The sequence below is a fragment of the Anaerocolumna jejuensis DSM 15929 genome (assembly GCF_900142215.1).
In the GTDB taxonomy this organism is placed as follows: Bacteria; Bacillota; Clostridia; order Lachnospirales; family Lachnospiraceae; genus Anaerocolumna; species Anaerocolumna jejuensis.
Map to the genome: position 1 here is coordinate 44,688 of NZ_FRAC01000020.1, position 24,830 is coordinate 69,517.

Here is a 24,830-nt window from a genome sequence, read left to right on the forward strand (position 1 = left end):
CCTGCGATATACAATGGTGTAAACATGAAATTAGGAATTGCAGGCTCCGGTATGATTGTAAAGGAATTCCTTACAATAGTACCATTTTTGGAGAAAATAGAAGTAACTGCTATCTGCGGCAGAAAGTCAAGTGAAGTTAAATTACAGGAACTTTCGGAGAATTATAGCATCAGGGAGATATTCATTGATTATGATGAATTTTTAAGCAGCCCTGTTGATACGGTATATGTTGCGGTGCCAAACAGCCTGCACTTTGATTATGCGAAAAGAGCACTGGAAGCCGGCAAGAATGTAATTCTGGAGAAGCCTTTTACCTCTGCCTATCAGGAAGCTCTGCAGCTGTGCAGCCTGGCAAAAGAAAAGCAGCTTTTTCTTTTTGAAGCAATTACCACACTTTACCTGCCAAATTATCAAAAAATCCGTGAATTGATACCAATACTAGGAGATATCAGGATTGTACAGTGTAATTATTCCCAGTATTCCAGAAGATATGACAGCTTTAAGGAGGGGGTTATCCTGCCGGCCTTTGACAGGGAGCTTTCAGGCGGTGCTTTGATGGATTTGAATATTTATAACATCCATTATGTAACAGGACTGTTCGGCAGGCCAAAGAATGTTGAATATTACCCCAATATAGAGAGAGGGATAGACACCTCCGGTATTTTGATACTGGAATATGATACCTTTAAATGCACCTGTATCGGGGCCAAGGACTGCAAGGCGCCTATTGCCAACAATATTCAGGGGGATAAAGGCTGCATTTACCAGAATACGCCGGCTAATGTCTGCGATAGCTTTGAGGTCATCTCAAATAACGGTGAAGTTCAGGCTGTCAATGAGAACCGCTACCCTCACCGTATGGTAAATGAATTTATAGACTTTGAAGCAATGATAGCTGGTAAGGATTATGAGAAATGCTATCAATTGCTTGATCATAGTCTGTTGGTATGTGAAGTTCAAGCTGCTGCCAGAAAAAAAGCAGGCATTGTGTTTCCAGCGGACTGACTGGAAGAAAGTTATAGTTAATTGTGATTAGTAAATAGAATATAAGACAATATACAAGGAGAAGAACTGTATGGCTTTTGGTAAAGAACTTGGTGATATGTTTAAATATCTTGCTGCTGGAAAAGATTTATATGAATGCGAACTGTATACTAAATTACAGGATTCATTATTATTAATGCCAAATAGAAATGGGTGCAGCTGCCAAATAGAATTAATACATGGACAAAGGTTTCAGGTGACTTTTAAATCAAAAATGTTTACTAAACTGCCTATTAAAAAATCCTGTGAGTTATCGGATATGGCCTTCTTAGTTTATAAAAGAAATCCCAAGCCCGAAGGCAGGTTTTTTTTCCTCCAAAATAAAAATGCTGAAATTATAAAGCGAATACATAAAAACGATGCATTTAAAGCTTCTATATTTCAATGGGAATTATTGGCTAAAAAAAGGAGCTTTGAATACAATAGTAATAATTATGATATTCTTTTGAAAGCAAAATGTCCCTCAATCTCGAATTATGGAGTGTTTTTTCAGGACGGAAAGAAATCTTATGATATGGCATTGTATGCTTCGCAAAACACTAAAATATCGTATCCCGCTAAAATGACGGCAAGCGCTAAAAACAGGGATGTATACATAGAATTTAATGGAAAAAAAGATAGCATGCTTGTTAATGCAGATGGAATTAAATATTATGAAGGACTTTCCAGTATTGAAAAATTTGGAGATGCATTAGTATCACTGCAGATAGGTGAGCCTTTAAATGCAGTATTACATAGTGCCCTGGTTGAAAGGACAGACGCTATTGAATCAAAATTATTAAATGAATTTAAGAATCTGAATTTTAGAGATGATAATAATAGCAATACTTATAATAGCATCCCTCGGATTCACACCTGGATTGTTATGGATGTAACTGATAAATTTGAATAAAGGACAAGCGTATGTATAATATACTGATTGTAGAGGACGATAACACAATAGCCTCTTTGCTAAAGGAAAATCTTATGAAATGGGGATTTCAAGCAGAGGGAGTGAAGGATTTTAACAGGGTGGCAGAGGAGGTCTTGGATAAGAAGCCCCACTTGGTGCTTTTGGATATTTCTCTGCCCTTTTATAATGGATTTTATTGGTGCAGTGAGATTAGGAAGAATTCAAAGGTCCCTATTATCTTTCTGACCTCCCATACAGAGAATCTGGATTTGGTAATGGCAATGAACATGGGCGGGGATGATTATATTACAAAACCCTTTTCCATGGATGTATTAATTGTTAAGATACAGGCACTTCTTAGAAGAACCTATGATTATTATGTAGAAAGCAGAACTCTCGAGGTACGGGGAGCCTCTTTAGACCTTTTAGATACCAGCTTAAAGGCAGCAGGAAAGGAAATAGAGCTTACGAAAAATGAGTTTAAGATACTGAAGCTGCTGATGGAAAATAAAAACAGAGTTGTACTGAGGGAAGAAATCATGGAAGCCCTGTGGGACAGCGAATGCTTTGTGGATGATAATACCTTAACCGTTAATGTCAACCGCCTTCGCAAGAAGCTGGAGGATATGGGACTGAAGGAATTTATACAGACGAAGAAAGGCATGGGGTATCTGATTCATGATGAAGGAATACTTTAGCTACCGCCGGGCGGCTATTTTTATTTTGTTTCTGGTGTGGGCTTTTTTCCCGTTAATACATTATCTGTACAGGCAGCCAATGGCATCCATCCTGTATTCCTGTATCATACTGACCTTTTTGTGCTTCCTCTATCTGGCCGTGGATTTTATAGCCTTTTCCAGGAAGAAAAAGAGGATGGCATTGTTACTGGAAGAGCTTTCCACTGAACCCAGGGACCTCCCGGAAGCAGATAATTCTCTGGAGAAGGATTACCAGAAAATGATTTTGGGACTTTATCTTGAAATGAAGAAGAACTTTGCTTATATGGAGAAGGAACATCAGGAGCAAATGGAATACTACACTATGTGGATGCATCAGATTAAAACTCCCATATCTGCCATGGAGCTTTCCCTCAAGAATCAAAAGACCCAGGAGAGCCGGGTGATTGAAGGCGAGCTGTTTAAGATTGAGCAGTATGTGGAAATGGCTCTGCATTATATTAAGATAAAAAATCTTTCATCGGATCTTGTCATCAGGGAATATGAAGTCTCGGATATTGTGAAGGCAAGTGTGAAGAAGTATGCTTCTCTTTTTATCAATAAAAAGCTTTCGGTCTCTATTGAGCCTGCAACGATGTATGTGAAGACGGATAGTAAATGGCTTTCCTTTCTTGTTGAGCAGCTGCTGTCCAATGCTATAAAGTATACAAACGAAGGCGGAATTAAAATCCGTTACAAAAAAAATATCCTTATTATCGAGGATACAGGAATCGGCATCAAGGAAGAGGATAAGGAGAGGATATTCGAGAAAGGGTATACGGGCTATAATGGAAGGATTGACAAGAAAGCCAGCGGAATCGGTCTTTATCTGGTAAAAAAGGTGGCGGATAATCTGGCAATCAGGGTTGAGATAGAATCAAAGCTCGGGGAGGGAACAAAGGCCGTCATGATCTTTCCGGACTGTGACAGAATTATGATTGAATAATGTTTGATTCTGGTGTCAGAATGTCATGTTATTAATGTGACAAAACTGTAAGAAAAGAGTTTGAATTTGTAATGTGAATCGATGGCACGGAAAATTGCCCTGATTTATAATTTCTGTATGCTTGATAAAGCAAAAAGAAATAAAATCATAAATGCGATAGTGTGAATTAAAAGGCATTTCACATCCTGTTAGTGGCAGTGCCACATCTGCAGGCAGATGCGGCATGCAATGGGAGCTAGTGTGAAATTTTAAAGCAATTCACTTACTATTTGGGCAGTTTCGCAAGTAGACTTGCGAAATGCATGGAGGTATAATATGGAATTATTACAGGTACAGAATTTAAAAAAGGTATATAATACCAGACTTGGCGGGCAGCAGGTACAAGCCCTCCACAATGTTTCCTTTGATGTGGGAAAGGGCGAATTTGTGGCGATTATGGGGGCCTCCGGTTCCGGAAAGACCACACTGTTAAATATAATTGCTTCTTTGGATAAAGCGTCCTCCGGAGAGGTCTTTTTGGAGGGAAGAGGACTTTCCGTTATAAAGGACAGGGAGCTGTCGGCTTTCCGAAGAACGAACCTGGGCTTTGTATTTCAGGATTTTAACCTTCTTGATAATTTCTCTGTAAAGGACAATATCCTTCTTCCATTGGTGCTTTCAGGTGAATCCATTGATGTCATGGAGGGGAAGCTCATGCCTCTTGCCAGACGTCTTGGGATTGAAAAACTGCTGGAGAAGTTTCCCTATGAGATTTCCGGCGGTGAAAAGCAAAGGACTGCCATGGCAAGGGCTGTTATAACAGAGCCGAAGCTGATACTGGCAGATGAGCCTACCGGTGCCCTGGATTCCAAAGCTTCCTCCCTGGTACTTTCCATGTTTGAAGAGCTTAATAAGAACGGACAGACTATTCTCATGGTTACCCACAGTACCCTGGCTGCCAGCTATGCGAAGAGGGTACTCTTTATAAAAGACGGGGATTTATTCAGCCAGGTGTACAAGGGAGAGGATAGCAAGAAAGAATTTTTTGATAAAATTGTATCCACACTTTCCATATTATCCGAGGGAGGTGCTGACATTGGCTAAGAGTTTTTACTTACGAATGGCAGCGACCAATTTAAAAAGGGATATACGGATGTATGTGCCCTATGCCATATCTTATATTATATTTGCAGCTATTTACTTTATGGTAATAACCTTAATGACTACGGACGGGTTAAAAAACGTCCCGTCAGGAGGTACCCTTCAGGCGTTGTTTACCTTTGGTATGATTGTTATGAGCCTTTTGACGGTTATTTTTCTGGTCTATATCAACAGCTTTCTGATAAAAAGAAGAAAAAAGGAATTTGGACTATATGGAATTCTGGGACTGGAAAAACGCCATGTAGGCAGGATTATCTTTGATGAGAACCTTATTTTGAGCATACTGTCTTTGGTCTTTGGTCTATTATCAGGCTGCGTATTCGGAAATCTGATTTTCCTCTTATTGCTCCACACCTTAAGAGTATCACCGGACAGCAGGTTTTCCATACCCTGGCAGGCATTTGTCTTCACAGCGGTGCTGTTTGCGGTAGTATTTCTAATCAACACTGCGTTTAACTTTATACAGGTAAGGCTTGCAAATCCCATAGACCTTCTGAAGGGGGAGCATATGGGGGAGAAGAAAGTCCGCTTTATCCTTATAAAGACAATAGCAGGTGTTATACTGCTTATTACTGCCTATTACATGGCCAATACCGTGACAAGCGGTGTCGCTGCCATATCCAAATTTTTTCTGGCAGTACTGCTCGTAATAGCGGCAACCTATCTGTTATTTCAAGCCGGAAGCCAGTTTGTACTGAAAAGGCTCAAGGCAAGGAAAAAGTTCTACTATAAGGCAAATAATTTCATAGCGATTTCCGGTATGTTTCAACGTATGAAGCAGAATGCGGCAGGGTTAGCAACCATCTGTATCCTCTCTACCATGGTGCTGGTTACGGTATCCACCTGCGGAGCTCTTTATCTCGGACAGGAAGACATTATCCGTTCAATGAATCCAAATGATGTAGAAATTGCACTGCAGGAGTTCCTGAGCCAGGAGCAGGTCAACAAAGTAACGGATCAAATAAAAGAAGAAGCTAAAAAGAATTCTGTAGCAATTGAGGATATGTACAGCTATCATTCCTTTTCTTCCATGGTATTTTTAATCAATGGAAAGCTTTTGACCTATGGAAGCAAGGAACTGGATAAAGGCGGTTCAGGTATTGACATATACGGTTTTACTCAGAATATTCAAATCCTGCCCTTATCAGATTATACAGCAGTTACCGGCGATAAGAAGACCCTGAAAGAAAATGAAGTCATCTTACTGGCGGATGATAAGACGGCCAAAAAGCTTCAGGGAAATAAGCTTGGTGATGATTTCACTGTCAAGGATATCATAACTGATTCAAAATTTCTCCAGGGAAAAAATGCAAAGGTCGATGATATATTCATTGTAACAGCAGAAGAAAAGAGCGGAACAAAGCTGGTCGGGCAAATGTTTTCCAATCCAGTGGATAATGTCTATGCCAGCCGGTTTATTGTCAACATGGAGGGGAATGAAGATAAGCTTTTGGATTTCTGCCAAACTACAAAAGCCGCAATAGCACAGTTTGCTGCCGGGAATTCCAAGGGAGATGCTTATTCAACAAGCATCAAGTCCATCTATATAAACCGGCTGGATGGATACAGCATTTATGGAGGCCTGCTGTTTTTAGGCATATTCTTTACCATCATGTTTGCGGCAGCTACCGTACTTATTATATACTTTAAGCAGGTATCGGAAGGCTACGATGACAGAGGCAGGTATGTTATTCTTCAAAAGGTTGGTATGGAGGATACGGAGGTTAAAAAGACAATCAACAGGCAGATTTTGCTGGTATTCTTTTTACCCCTTGCAGCGGCCATCCTCCATGTCATGGCTGCTAAGCATATGATATTAAAAATGCTGGAAGCATTTTCATTAACGAATGTATCACTTACAACCTGGTGTATTCTTATTTCCTGTTTGGTATTTACATTAGTTTATATAATTGTTTTTCGGCTTACTGCAAAGATTTATTATAAAATCATCAAATTTAATTAAAAAAAGCCCTGAATTCTTTCGTTTTTTAAGAATTCAGGGCTTATTTACATAGGACGGCAGTATTATTTTCTGGTATTTTGTGTTATACTTTATCCTGTAATCTTGCAGTTGAAATCTGTAAGATAGAACTATGATTCAGGGGCACATTCTGTTACCGGAGTCATAGATAAGTGATTACAAAAGGCAGGAAAGGTTCAGTATGTATTCATCGAAGGAAATAAGTGTTTTTGATATTATAGGGCCGAATATGATAGGCCCCTCCAGCTCCCATACAGCAGGGGCCTTGCGTATTGCAAGACTGGCTGCCAACATGGTAAAGAAGCCCATAAAGCATGTGACTTTTATTCTGTACGGTTCCTTTGCCATGACATACCAGGGCCATGGCACGGACAGGGCATTGGTTGCCGGTATTATGGGATATGATACGGAAGACAAAAGAATTAAGGAATCCTTCCGGTATGCAAGGGAAGAGGGGCTTTCCTACGAGTTCCGGATTAACAGGGAAGAAAAAGGTGTCCATCCCAATACGGTAGATATCTTCATTACCGATGAGGACGGTGAGGAGACTACAGTCACCGGTATCTCCGTAGGCGGCGGGAGAGCAGAGATTAAGAAAATTGACGGTGTGGACATTGATTTATCCGGGGATTACCATACGGTTGTGATAAAGCACAGGGATTTAACCGGCGTGGTGGCAGGCATAACCCATATTTTAAGTGAGTTTTCCATCAACATTGCTTTTATGAAATTATACCGTGAAAATAAGGGTGCGGTAGCCTATTCCATCATTGAAGCTGATGATACCATAGAAGGCGCGGTAATTGAAAAAATTGAGGAGCTTCCCAGTGTTTATCAGGCTTTTCTGATAGAGAAGATGTAAAGAATCCAACAGGCTTTCAGCCTGTGAACATAATACAGGAGACAGAAGAAACGATGGAATTTAAAACAGGTAAGACACTGCTTCAGCTATGTAAGGATAATGACCTTCCCATATCGGAAGCCATGCTGCTCCGGGAAATGGAGATAAGCCAGCTGGGGCGGGAAGAGATCTTTAATAAAATGAGCCATTCCTGGAATATTATGAAGAATTCCGCAAGGGATGCCTTAAAGGGAAATTTAAAATCCATGGGTGGCCTAATCGGAGGAGAAGCTGTAAAGCTGACCGGCAGAAGGCTGTCGGGAGAAGCTTCTGCCTGCGGACAATTAGTTTCAAAGGCCATTTCCTATGCCATGGGGGTCCTGGAGGTCAACAGTTCCATGGGTCTGATTGTAGCAGCTCCCACCGCAGGCTCTTCCGGGGTTATACCAGGTACTTTTTTAGCTCTTCAGGAGGAATACGGCTTTACAGATGAGCAGATGGTAATGGCGTTGTTTACGGCAGGTGCTATTGGCTATCTTATAACATTCAATGCAACAATAGCGGGAGCAGAGGGCGGCTGTCAGGCAGAAGTAGGAAGTGCCGCTGCCATGGCTGCCGCTGCGGTGACGGAATTGCTGGGCGGAAGCCAGGAAGCCTGTCTTCAGGCGGCAACCAGTGCAATCTCCAATCTGCTGGGACTGGTGTGTGATCCCATTGGAGGACTGGTGGAGGCGCCCTGTCAGCAAAGGAATGCAATTGGAGTATCCAATGCAATGATTTGTGCGGAGATAGCCTTAAGCGGTATTCGTAATGTCGTACCCTTTGATGAAGCAGTAGATGTTATGTACCGTGTTGGCAAAGCACTGCCGGGAGAGCTGAGAGAAACGGCGCTCGGAGGAATGGCTGCCGCTCCCAGTGCCTGCTCCTTGTGCGGTTTGTGTAATTAGGTTTTAGCTCAATGATATTTAGATAATTTGAAATAAGATTTATAAGATACAAGAAAGCTTTTGGCCCTTGGCAGAGAAATAACTTTTCCAGGAGAAGGCTCACTTGTATCTTTTTTTTGAGTGAATTTTAAAATATTGAAAAATAAGAACCGGATTAAAAAAAGATTAGGATTACAATTTTAACTTGACTTTCAAAAGGAAAATGCGTATATTTTATTTATCAAACAATATTATACGTCATATAATATTGTATAGGTTAATAATATAATATATTTTACAATATAGAGTATAAAAGCCAAGATGGAGTTATAAGCGATAACATGAAAAATGCATTGTATTTTTCAAATGCCTTGCGGCGTACTGGGAAGGCATGAATGTTAGTGTGTAAATAGAGCGGAAAGGAAGAAGTTACCATGGTATTTAATACAGGAGCTGCACTACTGGATGCAATTGTGCTTGGTATTGTATCCAAGGATAAGGAAGGTACTTATGGCTATAAAATAACCCAGGACATACGGCAGGTTATTGATATATCGGAATCAACTCTGTATCCGGTGCTAAGGCGCCTCCAGAAGGAGGATTGCCTGGAGGTCTATGACCTGGCCTTTGACGGCAGAAATAGAAGATATTATAAGATTACGGATAAAGGAAAGGCCCAGCTGAGACTTTATTTAAAAGAATGGAAGAGTTATTCGGCGAAAATCAATAACATTTTTGTGGGGGTGGAGGTTTTATGACAAGAACGGAATTTATGCAGGAGCTTGAACGCCTGTTGTTCAGCATATCGGAAGAAGAAAGAAAAGAGGCGATTGAATTTTATGAGAATTATTTTGAAGAAGCAGGAAAAGACAAGGAAGATGAGGTTATAAAGGAATTAGGCTCACCGGAAGAGGTCGCTGAAAGCATTAAAAAATCCCTGGAATACGGCAGTACGGACACCGGGTATTTTGCAGAAGACGGATACCATGAGGGTTATAAGGAAAAGGCGAACCTGCCTTCTTTTGAAAGGCATTTTACAGGGGAAGAGAATCGGGATAGAAGCAGCAGGAATGCATTTTCCGGGCAGGAGAGAAATGATAATAACAATAGGGAAGCTGAGAGAAATAACAGTACCTATAAAGAGGAGGAGAGAAAGGACAGCAGTTATGCACCGGAGGAGAGAAAACCGAAAAAGAGACCGATGAATACCTTTCTCTTTATACTGTTAATCATATTTGCCCTGCCAGTTGTACTGCCTTTAGTCATTACAGTGTTAAGTCTTTTGTTTGCAGCAGTCGTTACAGTAGCGGCGGTTTGGATTTCCTTTGCGGCAGTGGCAGTTTCCCTGGTGTTTGCCGGCATAGCCCTTGCTGTTATCGGAATTATTCAGCTTTCCGTAACACCAGCCCTGGGACTCAGTGTGATAGGCGGCGGTTTTATAGTACTTGGATTGGGCATTCTCTTTACAATAGCCGCTGTTTGGATAGCAGGTAAAGCAATGCCGGCAGTTATTGGCTGGTCAAAACAAATCCTTGGGAAAATATTTCAAAGAAGGAGGGCTTATGCATGAGAGCATTTCTAAAAAATCTGCTCCGCTTAGCAGGCGGTGCTATTGCAGTAGGAATTCTATTAGTTGTGATTGCGTTCAGTATGGATAACGGGGTATTTACAAAGTGGCATAATGTAGACTACGATATCGGAGATGGCTGGAGGCTGTGGAATGGAGTTGAAAGCGGCAGGGAAGATACGGCAAATGCTGAGGATACAGACGAGGCCAGTGCCGTCAGTGATGACTCCTATGTGCTCACCTATGAGAAGATTAAAAGTCTGGATTTCAGCATGTTTGCAGGAAAGCTCCATATAGAAGAGGGAAAGGAATTCACCCTCAAAGTCAACGAAGAAGGCGGTAAAAGAATAAGCAGTGAGGTTACGGATGGCGTATGGACGTTAAAAGAGAAATCCATCAGGGAGAAAAATTCCGGCGGAGAAAACAATATTACTATATTTGGAGTTGATATTAATTTGGACAATACAGCTCATAGAAAGGATTTAACGGAAGTATATATAACGATACCTAAGAATTTTACAGCGGATAAGATATCACTTTCAGTTGGTGCCGGTACAATCACGGCAGAGAGCTTGTCTGCTAATTCCGGCAGTATTTCAGTAGGAGCCGGAACCTGCAGCATAGAGGAACTTAATGTAAAAGACCGCTCTTCCTATCAGGTAGATGCAGGAATGTTAAAAATTAATAATGCTATTATAAATGATGGAACCATGACCTGTGCAGCAGGAAAAATCGACATAGAGGATGGAACAATCCACAATAGCACAATAAGCTGTACGGCTGGAGCAATTGATATAAAGGGCAGCATCACCGGTGACAGCGATATCAGGACCTCTGTTGGTTCCATCAATCTGAGGCTTGATGGAAAAGAGAAGGATTACAATTATACAATTGACTGTAATCTTGGCTCCCTGACACTTAACGGAACAAAATACAGCGGAATCAACAAGCATATTGTACAGAAAAATTCCGCACCGAATAATATGGTCTTAAATTGTGATATTGGAAGCATTTCAATGAATATTGATTAAAGGGTTAAGAAATGATATCATCATAGTAAAGCTTTATAAAAATTAAAATAAAAAGAGAGCTGCTGTCCGGTAATATTTCAGAATAATGACAGAGCAGCAGAAAATAATCAAATCAAAGATTTGATATCCAGGAAAGGGAGATAATATGGAAAATAAAAAATTATACCGTTCAAGAAGAAACAGAATGATAGCTGGTGTATGCGGTGGTGTTGCGGAATACTTTGACATCGATCCGACCATAGTAAGACTTGTGACTGTACTTCTTGCATTTTTTGGTGCATCAGCAGGCTTCTGGATATATCTGATAGCTGCAATCATTATACCGAATGAAGAGTATTAAAGTCATATATCTGTGAATATCATTTTGGTTTTGGTTATTTACAGAAAGGGTCAATTATGATAAAGTAGTTTAAAACCCCTAGGCAAGCTATAGGCTTGCCTAGAAATATGTAAAGCTTTAACGGAGGACAAAAAATGCAAAAAATAATTGATATCCTTGGGAAGGAAGTAATGGAGGCATTTGAGGCAAAGGGCTATGAGAAAAAATATGGCATTGTCACACTCTCCAACCGGCCTGATTTATGTCAATATCAATGTAACGGTGCCCTAGCAGCAGCAAAGGCTTATAAAAAAGCTCCCCTTGTCATTGCGGGAGAGGTTGCACAGATTTTAAGCAGCAGCGAAAGCTTTGAGAAAATTGAAGCCGTTGCACCAGGCTTTCTTAATATCGTATTAAAGAGTGAATTTATAACCGGTTATGTGAAACAACTTTCCAGAGAGAATCAATTTGGTTGTGAGAAAACGAAAGAACCTAAGACCGTTGTAATAGATTACGGCGGTGCCAATGTAGCAAAGCCCCTCCATGTCGGTCACTTAAGGCCGGCAATTATCGGCGAAAGCATTAAAAGGATTGACCGTTTCCTAGGTCATAATGTTATCGGAGATGTTCATTTGGGTGACTGGGGATTACAGATTGGCTTAATTCTCATGAAGCTTAAAATGGACCAGCCTGACCTGGTATATTTTAAGGAAGATTATAAAGGAGAGTATCCCAGTGAAGCTCCTTTTACAATAAGCGAATTAGAGCAGATATATCCTGCTGCCAGTGCATATTCCAAGGAGAACGAGGAGTTCAGGGAAGCAGCCAAGGCAGCGACCGTAGAGCTTCAGAACGGAAACCCCGGCTACCGTGCCTTATGGCAGCATATATTAAACGTTTCCATTGAAGATTTAAAGAAGAATTACGACAATCTGTTGGTGGATTTTGACCTTTGGAAGAAGGAAAGCGATGCCCAGGGCTATATACCCGGCATGGTGGAATACCTGAAAGAGCATAATTATGCGAGAATCAGTGAAGGTGCTCTCGTTGTGGATGTGAAGGAAGAAACCGATACAAAGGAAATGCCTCCCTGCATGATTTTAAAGTCTGACGGCGGCACCCTTTATAATACCACGGACCTCGCTACTATGGTAGAAAGAATGGAGCTGTTTAACCCCGACGAAATTCTCTATGTGGTAGATAAGAGACAGGAACTCTATTTTGAGACAGTATTCCGCTGCGCCAAGAAAACCGTATTAGTTCCGGAAAAGACCAAGCTTACCTTTCTCGGCTTTGGCACGATGAACGGAAAGGACGGCAAGCCCTTTAAAACAAGAGACGGCGGGGTCATGCGTCTTGAAAACCTGATTCAGAATATCAGCAGTGCTGTTCTTGATAAGATGCTTGAAAACCGGGAAATGGAAAGAAAAGAAGCAGAAGAGATAGCAAGGAAGGTAGGACTTGCCGCATTAAAATACGGTGATTTGTCAAACCAGGCCTCCAAGGATTATGTCTTTGATTTGGAGCGTTTTATTTCCTTTGAAGGAAATACAGGACCTTATCTGCTTTATACCATTGTCCGCATCAAATCTATTATACAAAAGTACGGAAGTGAAAGAATTGCGGCAGATGCACTGCAGCCCGGAAAGACACCGTCTGAAATAGGCCTGATGCTGGAGGCTGCCAAATTCAATGAAGTGGCAGAAGCGGCAGGAAATGAATATGCTCCTCATAAAATCTGCCAGTATCTCTATGGATTAGCCAATGCTTTTAACAGCTTTTACCATGAAAATAAGATATTGACGGAAGAAGATAAGGAAAAACAGAAATCCTGGGTAGCTCTTATTACTCTGGTAAAGGAAATTCTTGAAACCGGAATATACCTTCTGGGCTTTGAAGCTCCTGAAAGAATGTAAATATAAAAAAAATCTTGCATTTTAAAAATAAACGTTGTACAATGCTTTTGTGTCGAAGGCGCAGCTCCAGGTTGGGGTGCGCCTTCGACACTTTTTTTAGTTAAAAGCAATGCAATCCGTACAAAGGAGAAACAGCTTATGGAAAAAAAACTGGTGAAGCGCAGCAAAAAGAAAGAGATTGTGAAAGAAAAGAACAGAAAAGGAAAGAGAAAATCCGATGATACAGGCAAAGCCGAAAAGAGGATGTTTGGAATACGGTTTAAATTAATAGTTGGCTATGCCATTCCGATTTTATTCATAATTGCACTTGGCAGCCTGTCCTATTTCAAGGCTTATAAAGGTCTGGTGTCAAACTATGAAAAATCCACTGAAAACACAATGAATATGGCTTCAAAGTATCTGGATTTCGGATTCAGCGGAGTGGAATCCATAGCAACCCTGTATACCAAGGATACGGATGTATATTATTATGTCCAGAATTTAAAGTATAATGACGATGTCATGAGAAAATCCTATGTTCAGACCCTTGGCATGGAGCTTACAAAAAAAGCAGAAGCAGAAAGCATGATCGAGGATATCCATATTATTACGAAAACGGGGATACCTATTGTTACCAGCGGTAACAGGTCCGTGGACGGTTTTTACAGTGATTTAAAAAAGGATACCGGTTTTGATAAACTTAACAACTCAAAGAGCAAAAATTTCTGGGTCGGAAGCCATCCTTTGATTGATCAGAAGCTTGGAACAAATGCAGACGAATATGCCTTTTCCCTGGTTCAGAAATTCCAGACGGATACCGGAGCGGTAATTGTTGACATAGATAAAAATGCAATTAATAAATTCCTGGAAGATTTGGATTTTGGAAAAAACAGTATTGTCGCTGTGATTACTTCCGACGGAAAAGAAATCCTGGCAAAAGAAGCCTCCCAAAAGAAAGCTGCAGGTAAGGATATCAGTGTGGGGGACAGAAAGGAACAGTTCCATTTTACAACGGAGGATTATTATAAAAATGCCCTGGAGGGTTCGGCGGCAAAGGGACAGAAATATGTCAGCTATGACGGTAAGGAATATCTTTTCCAGTTCGATAAGATATCGGATACGGGCATTATCTTATGTACCTTAATTCCTAAATCAAGCTTTATGGAACAGGCTGAAAGCATCAAACGCATTACCAGCTGGATAGTCGTCGTTGCCAGTTTGATAGCTGTTATGATAGGAATCTATCTCTCGGAGGGGATTGCAAGAAGCCTAAAGCATATTAACGGAACTCTGAAGAAATTAGCAGAGGGAGATTTTACAGCCTCCATGGAGCATAAGCATAAGGATGAATTCATCATTCTGGCGGGAAATACCATGGAAATGATAGAGAATATGAAAAAACTGATACAAAAGGCTGCCGGCGTCAGCGGACTTGTTGCACAGTCGGCGGATAATGTATTAAAGTCATCGGAAGATATCTCCCTGGCAAGCAGTGAGATATCCACTTCCATAGGTGAAATTGGACATGGAATATCCGGCCAGGCACAGGATTCCCAGAATTGTCTTTCCCAAATGGATGAGCTGTCCGAAAAGATTAAAACGGTGAACGGCAGCGTCAAGGATATTGAAAGGATAGCCGGAGATACCGGAAATATGATAGCCCAGGGAATCGGTACGATGGGAGAGCTTTCAAAGCAATCGGAAGCAACCAATGATATTACCAAAAATGTTGTTGATAATATTATGGCCTTGGAAAGCAAATCCCATTCCATCGGCAGAATCATACAGGTAATCAATGAAATAGCGGACCAGACGAACCTTCTGGCCTTAAATGCTTCCATTGAAGCGGCAAGGGCAGGTGATGCCGGAAGAGGCTTCTCCGTTGTTGCAGAGGAAATAAAAAAGCTTGCCGAACAATCCATTACGGCAGCGGGGGAGATCAATAAGGTAATCGAGGAAATCATAAAGCAGACCTCCGATACCGTAAATATTGCCAAGGATGCGGAGCAGATTGTAAACAGGCAGAATGGCATAGTCGACAATACCATTGATACCTTCCGGAATATGGGAGACGGTATAAAGAAGCTTACCTCCAGCCTCTCTGTGATCGGGCAGAATATAGTGAATATGGATGAGGCCAGGGCAGGGACACTTAGTGCTGTCGAGAGCATTTCTGCCATATCACAGCAGACACTGGCAGCTTCTGAAATGGTGGAGGATACAGTCAGGCTACAAAATACTTCGGTGGAGGCATTAGAAGAGGCTTCCAGGATACTGGCAGGAAATTCCATGGAACTAAAGGAGGCAATTAATCAGTTTCGTATTTAAAAATGAAAGAAAATTGATTATAATAACATATTAGATGGGGCTGTTGCATGGCAATTTGCGGCAGCCCTGATTTGTCAATAGTGGATTTCATATCTCAAGGAGGATAAAAGAATGTATCAATATACGGCAAAGCTTGTTATTTACAGAAATGCAAAGGAAAGTGATATCCTGTATGCACTTTCTGACATTATAAGAAATCTTGAGGAGGAGTATCCCGTTCTGATACCGGAAGGTGCGGCAAAAGAAAAATATATCACGGATATTTATGAACAGATAAATAAACTTTTGGTGCTGGCAACCGAATATGGCTTTGATAATAATCTCTGGCAGAACTATCTTGCGTTTCTTCTTGCCTCAAGTGAAAATCCCTTTAGCATCAGCTGTGAAAAAAAGGGCATGCTGGTGGGCACTGTAAATACCTTTGCAGGCTCCGACCTGAAAATATTTAAGGAATTATTTGACTATGATTTTGGCAGGATTGAAGAAAGGCTGGGGCTTAACTGCTTTTCTACGATAACACATTATAAGGCAGTTGAAAAAAGCGAGAAACGCTATAATAAGAGCGTAAGTAATAAAATAAGACTGCTTTCGGAACAGATTGCAAAGGCTGTTACGGAGGAGGAACTCCTTAAAATTATAACCTCCTTTTACCTTGATTTCGGTGTGGGCATGTTCGGGTTAAACAAAGCCTTCCGTTTACAGGAGGAGAATAGCGGAGTTGAGCTTGTGCCCATTCTAAATACGGAGGATATTCTGCTTTCAGACTTAATTGGTTATGAGCTGCAAAAAAAGAAGCTCATTGAGAATACGGAGGCCTTTGTTAACGGCAAAAAGGCAAATAACTGCCTTCTTTACGGAGACAGCGGAACAGGAAAGTCCTCCAGTGTCAAGGCTATACTAAATGAATATTACCAGTCAGGACTTCGTATTATTGAGATTTACAAGCATCAGTTCAAATATCTGTCAAGTATTATTGCAGCAGTTAAAAACAGAAACTATAAATTTATTATATATATGGATGATCTGTCCTTTGAAGAATTCGAAATTGAATATAAATATCTGAAAGCTGTCATTGAAGGCGGTCTGGAGACAAAGCCTGATAACGTACTGATTTATGCTACTTCTAACAGAAGGCATCTCATCAGGGAGACCTGGAGCGACCGCTCCGATATTTCAAAGGATGAGCTTCACAGAAGTGATACAATGCAGGAAAAGCTGTCACTGGTGGCACGTTTCGGCATTACGATCAATTACTCCGCACCTGCCCAGAAAGAATTCTATGAGATTGTAAAGGGGCTGGCCGGTAAGGAAGAGGGCATCGGACTGACAGAGGAAGAGCTCTTAAGGGAAGCGAACATTTGGGAAATGAGCCATGGAGGCCGTTCAGGAAGAACTGCTCAGCAATTTATAAATTACCTGCTTGGAATGAGAGAATAATGGAACTTTTTAATGAATAATGATATTTATTTTCAATTGGATGCAATGTATCGTTGACAAGTTCCTGCAATGGGCATATAATACTATACAAATGATAATGGTTTTCATAATGAATAAAGGAGTGTTGAATATGTCACTAGCATTTGCCGGAATAGGTGAAACAAAAGTAATAGTAGATTTTACAGGCAAAGATGATGTGAGACGTCATTTGCAGGATTTGGGATTTATAAAGGGCGAAAGTGTTAAATTGTTGTCAGAGAATGACAGCGGTTTTATTATTATGGTGAAAGGTGTCAGAATTGCAATTAATAAAAATCTGGCATCTAAAATTATGGTGGCATAGGAGGGGGACAGGATGACTTTAAGAGACTTAAAACCGGGTCAGGCCGGTACTGTAGTCAGTATCGGAGAGAAAGGGCCGTTAAAACGCAGAATTATGGATATGGGTATTACACGGGGTGTCGCTATAAAGGTAGTAAAGGTCGCACCCTTGGGAGATCCAATAGAAATTAATATAAGAGGATATGAATTAAGCCTAAGAAAAGATGAGGCAGCACAAATAGAAGTTAGTGTGAAATAAAAGACATTTCACACCCTGATTTATGGCAGTGCCACATCTGCAAGCAGATGCGGCATGCAATGGGAGCTAGTATGAATTATTGAGAAGCATAATTCATACACAAATATGTGCTGGCGCCCATATTTGCGGCGCGTTGGCAGCATGGAGGATTAGTATAGGATAAAGGCTTCATCATGGGAGGATATTGAAAATGAAAGTTAAAATTGCTTTAGCGGGTAATCCCAACAGTGGTAAAACTACCATGTTCAATGATTTGACTGGCAGTACCCAATATGTTGGCAACTGGCCCGGTGTTACGGTAGAAAAGAAGGAAGGTATTCTGAAGGGGCAGAAGGAAGTTATCATTCAGGATCTGCCTGGTATCTATTCCCTTTCTCCCTATACACTGGAAGAAGTGGTTGCCAGAGGCTATCTGATTAACGAAAAGCCGGATGCCATTATTAATATTATAGATGCTTCAAACATCGAGAGAAATCTTTATCTGAGCACACAGCTTCTGGAGCTTGGAATACCTGTGGTAATGGCTCTTAATATGATTGATGTGGTCCGCAAGAACGGGGATACCATAGATATACAGAAGCTGAAAGAGCTGCTGGGATGTGAAATTGTTGAGACTTCTGCATTAAAAGGAATTGGCTCCAAGGAAGTGGCTCAAAAAGCCGTTGAGCTGGCGAATGCAAAAAAAGCGGCAGCACCGAAGCATACTTTTGGCACGGGAGTAGAAGATGCTCTGACCAAGATTGAAAATACAGTCAAAGGTAAAACCGGCAATCTTAATGAACGCTGGCTTGCCATTAAGCTTTTGGAACAGGATGAAAAGGTTATGGAGGAGCTTTCACTGGATGGCGGAACGCTGAAAGCGGTAACGGACATTGTGAAGGAATGCGAAGACAGCCTGCAGGACGACGGAGAAAGCATCATAACCAATGAGAGATACAATTACATAAGCAAAATAATGAAGCAGGCAGTGCATAAGAAGAACAGGACGCAAAAGAGCGCGACTGATAAAATTGATGCCATAGTTACCAACAGATGGCTTGCACTTCCGATTTTTGCTGTTGTTATGTTTCTCGTTTATTATATTTCCATTTCCACCATAGGAAGTATTGCAACCGATTGGGTCAATGATGTATTGTTCGGCGAAATCATACCTCCTGCCGTAGGAGGCTTCCTAGATAACATCGGAACTGCTGCCTGGCTGAATTCTCTTATTTTAGATGGTATTATAGCCGGTGTAGGCGCTGTTCTTGGCTTCCTGCCTCAGATGATGGTACTGTTCCTTTGCCTGGCTTTCCTGGAAGATTGCGGCTATATGGCGAGAATTGCCTTTATTATGGACCGTATATTCCGTAAATTCGGGTTATCCGGTAAATCCTTTATTCCCATCCTTATCGGAACAGGATGCGGTGTTCCGGGAATCATGGCGACTCGTACCATTGAGAACGAGCATGACCGGAGAATGACTATTATTACAACAACCTTTATTCCCTGCAGTGCAAAGCTTCCTATTATTGCGCTGATAGCAGGTGCTTTGTTCCCTGGCTCCTCCCTTATAGCTCCTTCCGCATACTTTGTGGGTATGGCAGCGATTATTGTATCCGGTATTTTATTAAAGAAAACAAGAATGTTTTCCGGTGATCCTTCACCTTTTATTATGGAATTACCTTCCTATCATATTCCTGGACTTAAGAGCATATTGATCCATGTTTGGGACCGTTCCAAAGCTTTTATTAAAAAGGCTTCTACAATTATCCTTCTTGCAACGGTTCTGGTTTGGTTCTTAGGCACCTTTAACTGGAAATTACAAATGGTAGATACGGAATCATCCATTCTGGCAACCATCGGAAAGGTAATAGCACCTATCTTTATTCCTATGGGATGGGGCAACTGGAAAGCTGCAGTAGCAACAGTAACAGGATTAATTGCTAAGGAAAATGTAGTTGGTACCTTTGGTATTCTCTATGGCTTTGCCGATGCGGGAGAGAATGGCGGTGCCTTCTGGAAGAGCCTTCAGGGTGAATTTTCACAGCTTTCCGCTTACAGCTTCCTGATTTTCAACCTCCTTTGCGCTCCCTGCTTTGCTGCTATCGGTGCGGTAAGAAGTGAAATGGGCTCTGCAAAATGGACACTTTTCTCCGTGGGATATCAGACACTATTTGCTTATGCTGTAGCAACAGCCGTATTCCAGGTAGGAAGCTTGATTTCCGGCAAAGGATTTCATGCAGGAACAGCAGTAGGACTCCTTTTAATCTTATTACTGGTTTATCTTCTGGTACGCAGGCCCAGTGAGGCAAAAGATAAAAATATAAAAACAAAATCAGCTGTAAATGCAGGCAAGACTGTCTAAGAATAGTTTGTAGCTTATTGTTATTGTTTTAGGTTACCGGTTTACTTCCGGTATCCGGAAAAGAGGTTTGTATGATAGCAAATATAATCGTTGGTATTATCGTGTTTGGCGGTATAGGGTTCTCCGCCTATAAGACCATAAAGTCAAAAAAAGAAGGCACCAGCTGTGGGTGCGGCTGCTCCGGCTGCAGCAAGGCAGCTGATTCCTGTAAGAAATAAACGTATTTAAGCAATTGGCCTTTTACCAATGAAATATTGGCAGAGGCCTTTTGCTGATTGTTATTGATGAAAAATGCAGCAGCCGACTGGTCCTAAAACATGTGCAGGAATGGAGGAGTACTTATGAATACGACAACTGAGAAAGATACAGTCTTAGCTAAATTTCATAAAAAAGAACTCATTATCGACCAGCTTAGAAGGAAAAAGTTCCGTATTACGGAGCAAAGACGGTTATTAATTGATGTTATTTTAGAGGATGAATGTTCCAGCTGCAAGGAAATATATTATAAAGCAGTAAAGAAAGATCCTACCGTTGGAATTGCCACGGTCTACAGAATGGTCAAGACACTGGAAGATTTGGGAGTTATTAATAGAAAGAATCTCTACCAGATAGACTATATAAATTTGAATCTGGAAGAAGAGCAGGTGCTTTTCATAGATGAAAAGTCGGATAAAACCGTTAAAGTAAAAAAAGGGCTATGGTTTACGGAATTACAGAGGACCTTAGCCGCACAGGGGATTGATGATATAGAGAATATTACGGTATTGATTAAAAACCGGAAAAACGAGGAAGAGTATTGTGAGGATGAGTTATTTGATTCATGCAGCTGTTCCAATACTGCCTGTAAGTATCACTGTAAAAAACGAGATAAATTGGCCTGATTTCAAATTTGAGTAAAGCAGGCGTTAAATATGCAGTTAAATAAAATAAGAAAAGCTGTTACAGGCAGCTTTTTTTATTTTATTTTTTTATAAAAGTACTTGACACAAAGATAATTACAGCGTACTATGTATATAGTTCACTAGTAACATAACAAACAATAAAACAAAGGGAGTGTTTTATGATTTACTATTCTTAATAAAAGCCAAAAGTAGGGTAAAGAGAGAAGAGAGGTATATATGGAATTTGATAATAATATCCCAATTTATATTCAGGTTATACATGATATCAAAAAAGATATTGTAACAGGAAAACTTGCTTTGGGAGATAAGATGATTTCAGGAAGGGATCTGGCATTAATGTATAAGATCAATCCCAATACGGCAAGCCGCATATACCGTGAGCTGGAGGCTCAGGAGATATGCTTTACCAAAAGAGGACTGGGTACTTTTGTAACCGAAGATAAGGAAAGAATATGTAATATAAGAAAAGACATGGCAAATGACCTGCTGGAACAGTTTATTTCAGGAATGTCCAACTTGGGGCTGCAGAAGGATGAAATATTTTCAATGCTGGAAGAGAAGTATCAAAAATTTGATATAACAGAAAATGTTAAATAATAGGAGGGACTACTATGTTATTGGAATGTAACGGACTGGTAAAAAAGTATATGTCAAAGACAGCTGTAGATAATCTGACTTTGAATATTGAAAGAGGGAAGATATACGCTCTCTTGGGACCAAATGGGAGTGGTAAGACTACTTTCATGAAGATAGCTGCCGGATTGGTAAAACCCAACAGCGGAAGCATAACCTTTTGCGGAAACCCCATCGGTGTGGAATCAAAGAAAAGAGTTGCCTATATGTCAACAGAGCCCTTTTTCTACAATTATATGACCATTGATGATGTGGGGAAATATTATCAGGATTTCTTTGAAGATTTTGATATGAAAAGATATGATGTACTGCTTGAAAGAATGGAATTAAATAAGAGAGATCATGCAAAGGCATTGTCCTCCGGCCTTGCTGCAAAGCTAAAAATAGCTGCTACATTGGCACGCAAGTCAGAGCTTTATATGCTGGATGAACCTTTGAACGGAATCGATATTATTTCAAGAGAAAGAGTAATGACAACAATACTGGAAACTGCAGGAGATGAAAATACAATTATAATCTCCAGCCATCTGGTAGATGAGCTTGAAAAAGTAGTAGATAATGCTGTTTTTGTTAAAAAAGGTGGAATTGTTCTGGAAGGCTCAGCAGAGCAGCTTAGAGAAAGCCATAACAAATCCATGGTGGAATTATACAAAGAGATTTACGCATAGGGAGGGGTATGAAATGTTGAAGTTAATGAAATATGAATTGAGAAAGCAGGCTTTTTCCAAGCTGATTATTTTAATTGTTGCAATGCTGGGTGAGCTGATATTTTTTACCGGCTTAATCCTGGATCATCAGAATACCATGGGGCTTGCCATTGGACTGCTTAGTATGTTTACCATGGGAGCAATGTTCTTTATTGCTTTTGAATCCATTATTACTTATCATAACGATCTGAAGCAAAAGCAAAGCTACATGCTCTTTCTGACACCAAGAAGCACCTATAGCATCGTAGGAGCCAAGGTTATAAGCTCCGGATTACAGATAATACTAGCAGGCTTGGGATTTGCATTAATATTTGCAGTGGATGGGGCAGCATTATTGGCAAGATATTCCTCCATCAAAGAAATAAGAGATTTGATACGTCATTTTTTCAGTATGCAGTACAATATCGATATTGACAGTAAATTAGTAGTCCTGGTGATTCTGACACTGTTAATTTCCTGGATCAGTACGATAACACTTGCTTATTTTTCCATTACCCTTAGCACAACTTTCCTGGCAGATAAGAAAGGAAAGGGATTTATAAGCTTTTTAATATTCATATTACTGGAGTTTGTAATTGCTAAGCTTACAGATTTAATTACCGGTATTCCAAATTTATCCCGGAGTGAAGGCGATGTCCTGCTGTTAAGTATCGTGTTCTATGCGGTTATGACTGCCGTCACTTATCTGGCAACAGCATGGATGTTAGATAAAAAGGTCAGTGTATAAACGGACATAAAAAAAATCCCCTTAAGGGGATTTTTTTATATTGTAACAACATCTCCAAAGGGTAATTTACCGATTTCCTCTTCAATAAGCTTTAAAATCGCTTCCGCATAATCCTTTACTTCCAACTGTTTTCTTTTTATGTCAAAGTATATAATCTCGAAAGGTATACTGCCTAACAACTCTCCCTTAGATAGTAGAATGACCTCTCTGTTTTTGTAATCTAAAGTAATAGGTTTAGCAGTGGAAGTGAAAGGAATATCACCAATACATAATTTAAAGATGACTTCTTTCATTAAATCAGCCTCATCCTTATAACCATCGGACACACTAAGATTATCCATAAAATTCATATTAACACCCTTTCTCCTTTTTTCTTCATAATATACTATGCTTTTCAAAATAATGCAATAGATTTATGAACTTTTTGTAAAATATGATAAATAAAAAATAAAATAGGAAGAACAATTGAATATATTGTCAAATGAAAATGCAGGAAAATCGAAGAAAGAAAGATGATAGGATTTATAGGTAATGGGATTGACAAAATCAGCTGTTATCAGTATGATAAGTTTCGTACGTTATGAATGCAGAAGATTGAAAAGCTTAACGGCTGATTTATAGAAATACCCGAATTCACTAGCTTCTGTAAGATGGAAGTTTAAAGAACAATTTTTACACTCAAGAATGTGCCAGCGGACAAAAGTTTGCAGGTTTTGAGAAAGGTATGGTTATTTAGATGATATATTTAGATTATGCGGCACATACACCGGTATGTGATGAGGTATTAAAGTCCTTTGTAGAAGCGGCAGAAGGATTCCCAGGCAATCCCAACTCTCCCCATACGCCAGGTGTTTTGGCAAAGAAACGATTGGATGAGGCAACAGGGAATATAGCAGCAATGCTCTCTGCCAAAGCAGAGGAGATTATTTATACCTCCGGTGCCAGTGAATCCAATAATTTAGCGATAAAAGGCATAGCAAAAAGCTATCAAAGATATGGAAAGCACATTATTACCTCCTTTTTGGAGCATGCATCTGTCACAGGTCCCGTTGCGGCACTGAAAAACGAAGGCTATGAGGTGGATTTTGTCAATATCGGAAGAGATGGCAGTATCGATCTGGAGCATTTAAAGGAGCTGTTACGGGAGGATACCATTTTGGTGTCCATTGCCTATGTTGACAGTGAAATCGGAGTCATCCAGCCTATTGACAAAATATATGAGCTGGTTAAGACAAAGCCCCATTGCTTTTTACATGTGGATGCCACCCAGGCAGTAGGCAAGATACCCGTTGCCTTTCATAACATGGATTTGCTGACGTTATCAGGACATAAGATATATGGAATAACCGGAAGCGGTGCACTGTTAAAAAAAGAGCAGATAATGCTGGAGCCTCTGATACACGGAGGGCTTAGCACCACAAGCTTTCGAAGCGGTACTCCGGCCCTTGCCCTTTGCGTATCATTGGAAAAGGCTCTGGCATATACAACAGGACATCTTAATGAGTTTTATGAAGGGGTAAAGGAAAAGAACCTGCAGCTGCGAAAGGTATTAAAAGAGAATAAAAATATTATTATTAACACACCGGAAGATGGCTCCCCCTTTATCATTAACCTAAGCCTGAAGGGTGTTAACACCAATGCCCTGCAGGCAGCCCTTGACGAGGAGGGAATCTGTGTGGCAACGAAATCTGCCTGCTGTGCAGTTAATACGGTCTCAAAGCCGGTCTATGCCATGACGAAGGATAAAAAGCTTGCTCTAGCTACTCTGCGTATCAGCTTAAGCCACCTGACGACCAATGAAGAGATTGAACGGTTCCTGGAGGTTTTTCTGAAAGGATTGGGGTAAGTAAATGGCAGATGTTATATTGAAG

Annotated in this window: 25 protein-coding genes; 24 read left to right on the forward strand and 1 reads right to left on the reverse strand. The window is 40.5% G+C overall.

The window, feature by feature from the left end:
* The first annotated feature begins 24 nt into the window (after positions 1-24).
* From BUB77_RS18455 to BUB77_RS18565, 23 genes are all read left to right on the forward strand, one after another.
* Positions 25-1,005: a Gfo/Idh/MocA family protein gene (locus BUB77_RS18455; protein WP_073278401.1), complete on the forward strand. Its 981-nt coding sequence runs from the start codon at positions 25-27 to the stop codon at positions 1,003-1,005.
* A 70-nt stretch (positions 1,006-1,075) separates the two neighbouring features.
* Positions 1,076-1,936, forward strand: coding sequence for a hypothetical protein (locus BUB77_RS18460; protein WP_073278324.1), 861 nt, complete (start codon positions 1,076-1,078; stop codon positions 1,934-1,936).
* 11 nt (positions 1,937-1,947) lie between these two features.
* Positions 1,948-2,634, forward strand: coding sequence for a response regulator transcription factor (locus BUB77_RS18465; RefSeq protein ID WP_073278325.1), 687 nt, complete (start codon positions 1,948-1,950; stop codon positions 2,632-2,634).
* Positions 2,615-3,598: a sensor histidine kinase gene (locus BUB77_RS18470; protein WP_084124446.1), complete on the forward strand. Its 984-nt coding sequence runs from the start codon at positions 2,615-2,617 to the stop codon at positions 3,596-3,598. The genes BUB77_RS18465 and BUB77_RS18470 overlap by 20 nt, the downstream gene beginning before the upstream one ends.
* Positions 3,599-3,913: 315 nt before the next feature.
* Positions 3,914-4,681, forward strand: a complete 768-nt coding sequence (locus BUB77_RS18475) for an ABC transporter ATP-binding protein (RefSeq protein WP_073278326.1) — start codon at positions 3,914-3,916, stop codon at positions 4,679-4,681.
* Complete coding sequence (locus BUB77_RS18480; protein ID WP_139241237.1) at positions 4,674-6,701, forward strand: ABC transporter permease; 2,028 nt, start codon at positions 4,674-4,676, stop codon at positions 6,699-6,701. Before BUB77_RS18475 ends, BUB77_RS18480 begins: the two co-directional genes overlap by 8 nt.
* 199 nt (positions 6,702-6,900) lie before the next feature.
* Entirely contained in the window at positions 6,901-7,581 is a 681-nt protein-coding gene (sdaAB, locus tag BUB77_RS18485; RefSeq protein ID WP_073278328.1) for an L-serine ammonia-lyase, iron-sulfur-dependent subunit beta, read from the forward strand.
* A 53-nt stretch (positions 7,582-7,634) separates the two neighbouring features.
* Positions 7,635-8,507: an L-serine ammonia-lyase, iron-sulfur-dependent, subunit alpha gene (sdaAA, locus tag BUB77_RS18490; protein WP_073278329.1), complete on the forward strand. Its 873-nt coding sequence runs from the start codon at positions 7,635-7,637 to the stop codon at positions 8,505-8,507.
* Positions 8,508-8,920: 413 nt separating this feature from the next.
* Positions 8,921-9,244, forward strand: a complete 324-nt coding sequence (locus BUB77_RS18495) for a PadR family transcriptional regulator (RefSeq protein WP_073278330.1) — start codon at positions 8,921-8,923, stop codon at positions 9,242-9,244.
* On the forward strand, positions 9,241-10,056 hold the full coding sequence (locus tag BUB77_RS18500; RefSeq protein ID WP_073278331.1) for a DUF1700 domain-containing protein: 816 nt from the start codon (positions 9,241-9,243) through the stop codon (positions 10,054-10,056). The genes BUB77_RS18495 and BUB77_RS18500 overlap by 4 nt, the downstream gene beginning before the upstream one ends.
* Positions 10,053-11,084, forward strand: a complete 1,032-nt coding sequence (locus BUB77_RS18505; RefSeq protein WP_073278332.1) for a DUF4097 family beta strand repeat-containing protein — start codon at positions 10,053-10,055, stop codon at positions 11,082-11,084. The genes BUB77_RS18500 and BUB77_RS18505 overlap by 4 nt, the downstream gene beginning before the upstream one ends.
* Positions 11,085-11,229: 145 nt before the next feature.
* On the forward strand, positions 11,230-11,424 hold the full coding sequence (locus tag BUB77_RS18510) for a PspC domain-containing protein (RefSeq protein ID WP_073278333.1): 195 nt from the start codon (positions 11,230-11,232) through the stop codon (positions 11,422-11,424).
* A 134-nt stretch (positions 11,425-11,558) separates the two neighbouring features.
* On the forward strand, positions 11,559-13,319 hold the full coding sequence (gene argS / locus BUB77_RS18515; protein ID WP_073278334.1) for an arginine--tRNA ligase: 1,761 nt from the start codon (positions 11,559-11,561) through the stop codon (positions 13,317-13,319).
* A 138-nt stretch (positions 13,320-13,457) separates the two neighbouring features.
* A complete protein-coding gene (locus BUB77_RS18520) occupies positions 13,458-15,626 on the forward strand; it encodes a methyl-accepting chemotaxis protein (protein WP_073278335.1) in 2,169 nt (722 codons plus the stop codon).
* 111 nt (positions 15,627-15,737) lie between these two features.
* Positions 15,738-17,063, forward strand: a complete 1,326-nt coding sequence (locus BUB77_RS18525) for an ATP-binding protein (RefSeq protein WP_073278336.1) — start codon at positions 15,738-15,740, stop codon at positions 17,061-17,063.
* Between the two features lie 130 nt (positions 17,064-17,193).
* Positions 17,194-17,406, forward strand: coding sequence for a FeoA family protein (locus BUB77_RS18530; RefSeq protein WP_073278403.1), 213 nt, complete (start codon positions 17,194-17,196; stop codon positions 17,404-17,406).
* A 12-nt stretch (positions 17,407-17,418) separates the two neighbouring features.
* Positions 17,419-17,643, forward strand: coding sequence for a FeoA family protein (locus BUB77_RS18535; protein WP_073278337.1), 225 nt, complete (start codon positions 17,419-17,421; stop codon positions 17,641-17,643).
* A 190-nt stretch (positions 17,644-17,833) separates the two neighbouring features.
* Complete coding sequence (gene feoB / locus BUB77_RS18540; RefSeq protein WP_073278338.1) at positions 17,834-19,990, forward strand: ferrous iron transport protein B; 2,157 nt, start codon at positions 17,834-17,836, stop codon at positions 19,988-19,990.
* A gap of 71 nt (positions 19,991-20,061) precedes the next feature.
* Positions 20,062-20,208, forward strand: coding sequence for a FeoB-associated Cys-rich membrane protein (locus BUB77_RS18545; RefSeq protein WP_073278339.1), 147 nt, complete (start codon positions 20,062-20,064; stop codon positions 20,206-20,208).
* A gap of 123 nt (positions 20,209-20,331) precedes the next feature.
* Positions 20,332-20,871, forward strand: a complete 540-nt coding sequence (locus tag BUB77_RS18550) for a transcriptional repressor (protein ID WP_073278340.1) — start codon at positions 20,332-20,334, stop codon at positions 20,869-20,871.
* A gap of 237 nt (positions 20,872-21,108) precedes the next feature.
* A complete protein-coding gene (locus BUB77_RS18555; protein WP_073278341.1) occupies positions 21,109-21,489 on the forward strand; it encodes a GntR family transcriptional regulator in 381 nt (126 codons plus the stop codon).
* Between the two features lie 14 nt (positions 21,490-21,503).
* Complete coding sequence (locus BUB77_RS18560) at positions 21,504-22,193, forward strand: ABC transporter ATP-binding protein (RefSeq protein WP_073278342.1); 690 nt, start codon at positions 21,504-21,506, stop codon at positions 22,191-22,193.
* A gap of 13 nt (positions 22,194-22,206) precedes the next feature.
* Complete coding sequence (locus tag BUB77_RS18565) at positions 22,207-22,959, forward strand: hypothetical protein (RefSeq protein ID WP_073278343.1); 753 nt, start codon at positions 22,207-22,209, stop codon at positions 22,957-22,959.
* 35 nt (positions 22,960-22,994) lie between these two features.
* Here BUB77_RS18565 and BUB77_RS18570 read toward each other — a convergent pair whose 3' ends face one another.
* Positions 22,995-23,309: a hypothetical protein gene (locus BUB77_RS18570; RefSeq protein ID WP_073278344.1), complete on the reverse strand. Its 315-nt coding sequence runs from the start codon at positions 23,307-23,309 to the stop codon at positions 22,995-22,997.
* Between the two features lie 386 nt (positions 23,310-23,695).
* On the opposite strand from BUB77_RS18570, the gene BUB77_RS18575 reads away from it, so the two are divergent.
* Positions 23,696-24,805, forward strand: coding sequence for a cysteine desulfurase family protein (locus BUB77_RS18575; protein WP_073278345.1), 1,110 nt, complete (start codon positions 23,696-23,698; stop codon positions 24,803-24,805).
* The last annotated feature ends 25 nt before the right edge of the window (positions 24,806-24,830 follow it).

Coding starts and splice junctions, on each gene's coding strand:
- BUB77_RS18455 (WP_073278401.1), top strand. CDS start 25: ATGAAATTAGGAATTGCAGGCTCCGGTATGATTGTAAAGGAATTCCTT.
- BUB77_RS18460 (WP_073278324.1), top strand. CDS start 1,076: ATGGCTTTTGGTAAAGAACTTGGTGATATGTTTAAATATCTTGCTGCT.
- BUB77_RS18465 (WP_073278325.1), top strand. CDS start 1,948: ATGTATAATATACTGATTGTAGAGGACGATAACACAATAGCCTCTTTG.
- BUB77_RS18470 (WP_084124446.1), top strand. CDS start 2,615: ATGATGAAGGAATACTTTAGCTACCGCCGGGCGGCTATTTTTATTTTG.
- BUB77_RS18475 (WP_073278326.1), top strand. CDS start 3,914: ATGGAATTATTACAGGTACAGAATTTAAAAAAGGTATATAATACCAGA.
- sdaAB (WP_073278328.1), top strand. CDS start 6,901: ATGTATTCATCGAAGGAAATAAGTGTTTTTGATATTATAGGGCCGAAT.
- sdaAA (WP_073278329.1), top strand. CDS start 7,635: ATGGAATTTAAAACAGGTAAGACACTGCTTCAGCTATGTAAGGATAAT.
- BUB77_RS18495 (WP_073278330.1), top strand. CDS start 8,921: ATGGTATTTAATACAGGAGCTGCACTACTGGATGCAATTGTGCTTGGT.
- BUB77_RS18500 (WP_073278331.1), top strand. CDS start 9,241: ATGACAAGAACGGAATTTATGCAGGAGCTTGAACGCCTGTTGTTCAGC.
- BUB77_RS18505 (WP_073278332.1), top strand. CDS start 10,053: ATGAGAGCATTTCTAAAAAATCTGCTCCGCTTAGCAGGCGGTGCTATT.
- BUB77_RS18510 (WP_073278333.1), top strand. CDS start 11,230: ATGGAAAATAAAAAATTATACCGTTCAAGAAGAAACAGAATGATAGCT.
- argS (WP_073278334.1), top strand. CDS start 11,559: ATGCAAAAAATAATTGATATCCTTGGGAAGGAAGTAATGGAGGCATTT.
- BUB77_RS18520 (WP_073278335.1), top strand. CDS start 13,458: ATGGAAAAAAAACTGGTGAAGCGCAGCAAAAAGAAAGAGATTGTGAAA.
- BUB77_RS18525 (WP_073278336.1), top strand. CDS start 15,738: ATGTATCAATATACGGCAAAGCTTGTTATTTACAGAAATGCAAAGGAA.
- BUB77_RS18530 (WP_073278403.1), top strand. CDS start 17,194: ATGTCACTAGCATTTGCCGGAATAGGTGAAACAAAAGTAATAGTAGAT.
- BUB77_RS18535 (WP_073278337.1), top strand. CDS start 17,419: ATGACTTTAAGAGACTTAAAACCGGGTCAGGCCGGTACTGTAGTCAGT.
- feoB (WP_073278338.1), top strand. CDS start 17,834: ATGAAAGTTAAAATTGCTTTAGCGGGTAATCCCAACAGTGGTAAAACT.
- BUB77_RS18545 (WP_073278339.1), top strand. CDS start 20,062: ATGATAGCAAATATAATCGTTGGTATTATCGTGTTTGGCGGTATAGGG.
- BUB77_RS18550 (WP_073278340.1), top strand. CDS start 20,332: ATGAATACGACAACTGAGAAAGATACAGTCTTAGCTAAATTTCATAAA.
- BUB77_RS18555 (WP_073278341.1), top strand. CDS start 21,109: ATGGAATTTGATAATAATATCCCAATTTATATTCAGGTTATACATGAT.
- BUB77_RS18560 (WP_073278342.1), top strand. CDS start 21,504: ATGTTATTGGAATGTAACGGACTGGTAAAAAAGTATATGTCAAAGACA.
- BUB77_RS18565 (WP_073278343.1), top strand. CDS start 22,207: ATGTTGAAGTTAATGAAATATGAATTGAGAAAGCAGGCTTTTTCCAAG.
- BUB77_RS18570 (WP_073278344.1), bottom strand. CDS start 23,309: ATGAATTTTATGGATAATCTTAGTGTGTCCGATGGTTATAAGGATGAG.
- BUB77_RS18575 (WP_073278345.1), top strand. CDS start 23,696: ATGATATATTTAGATTATGCGGCACATACACCGGTATGTGATGAGGTA.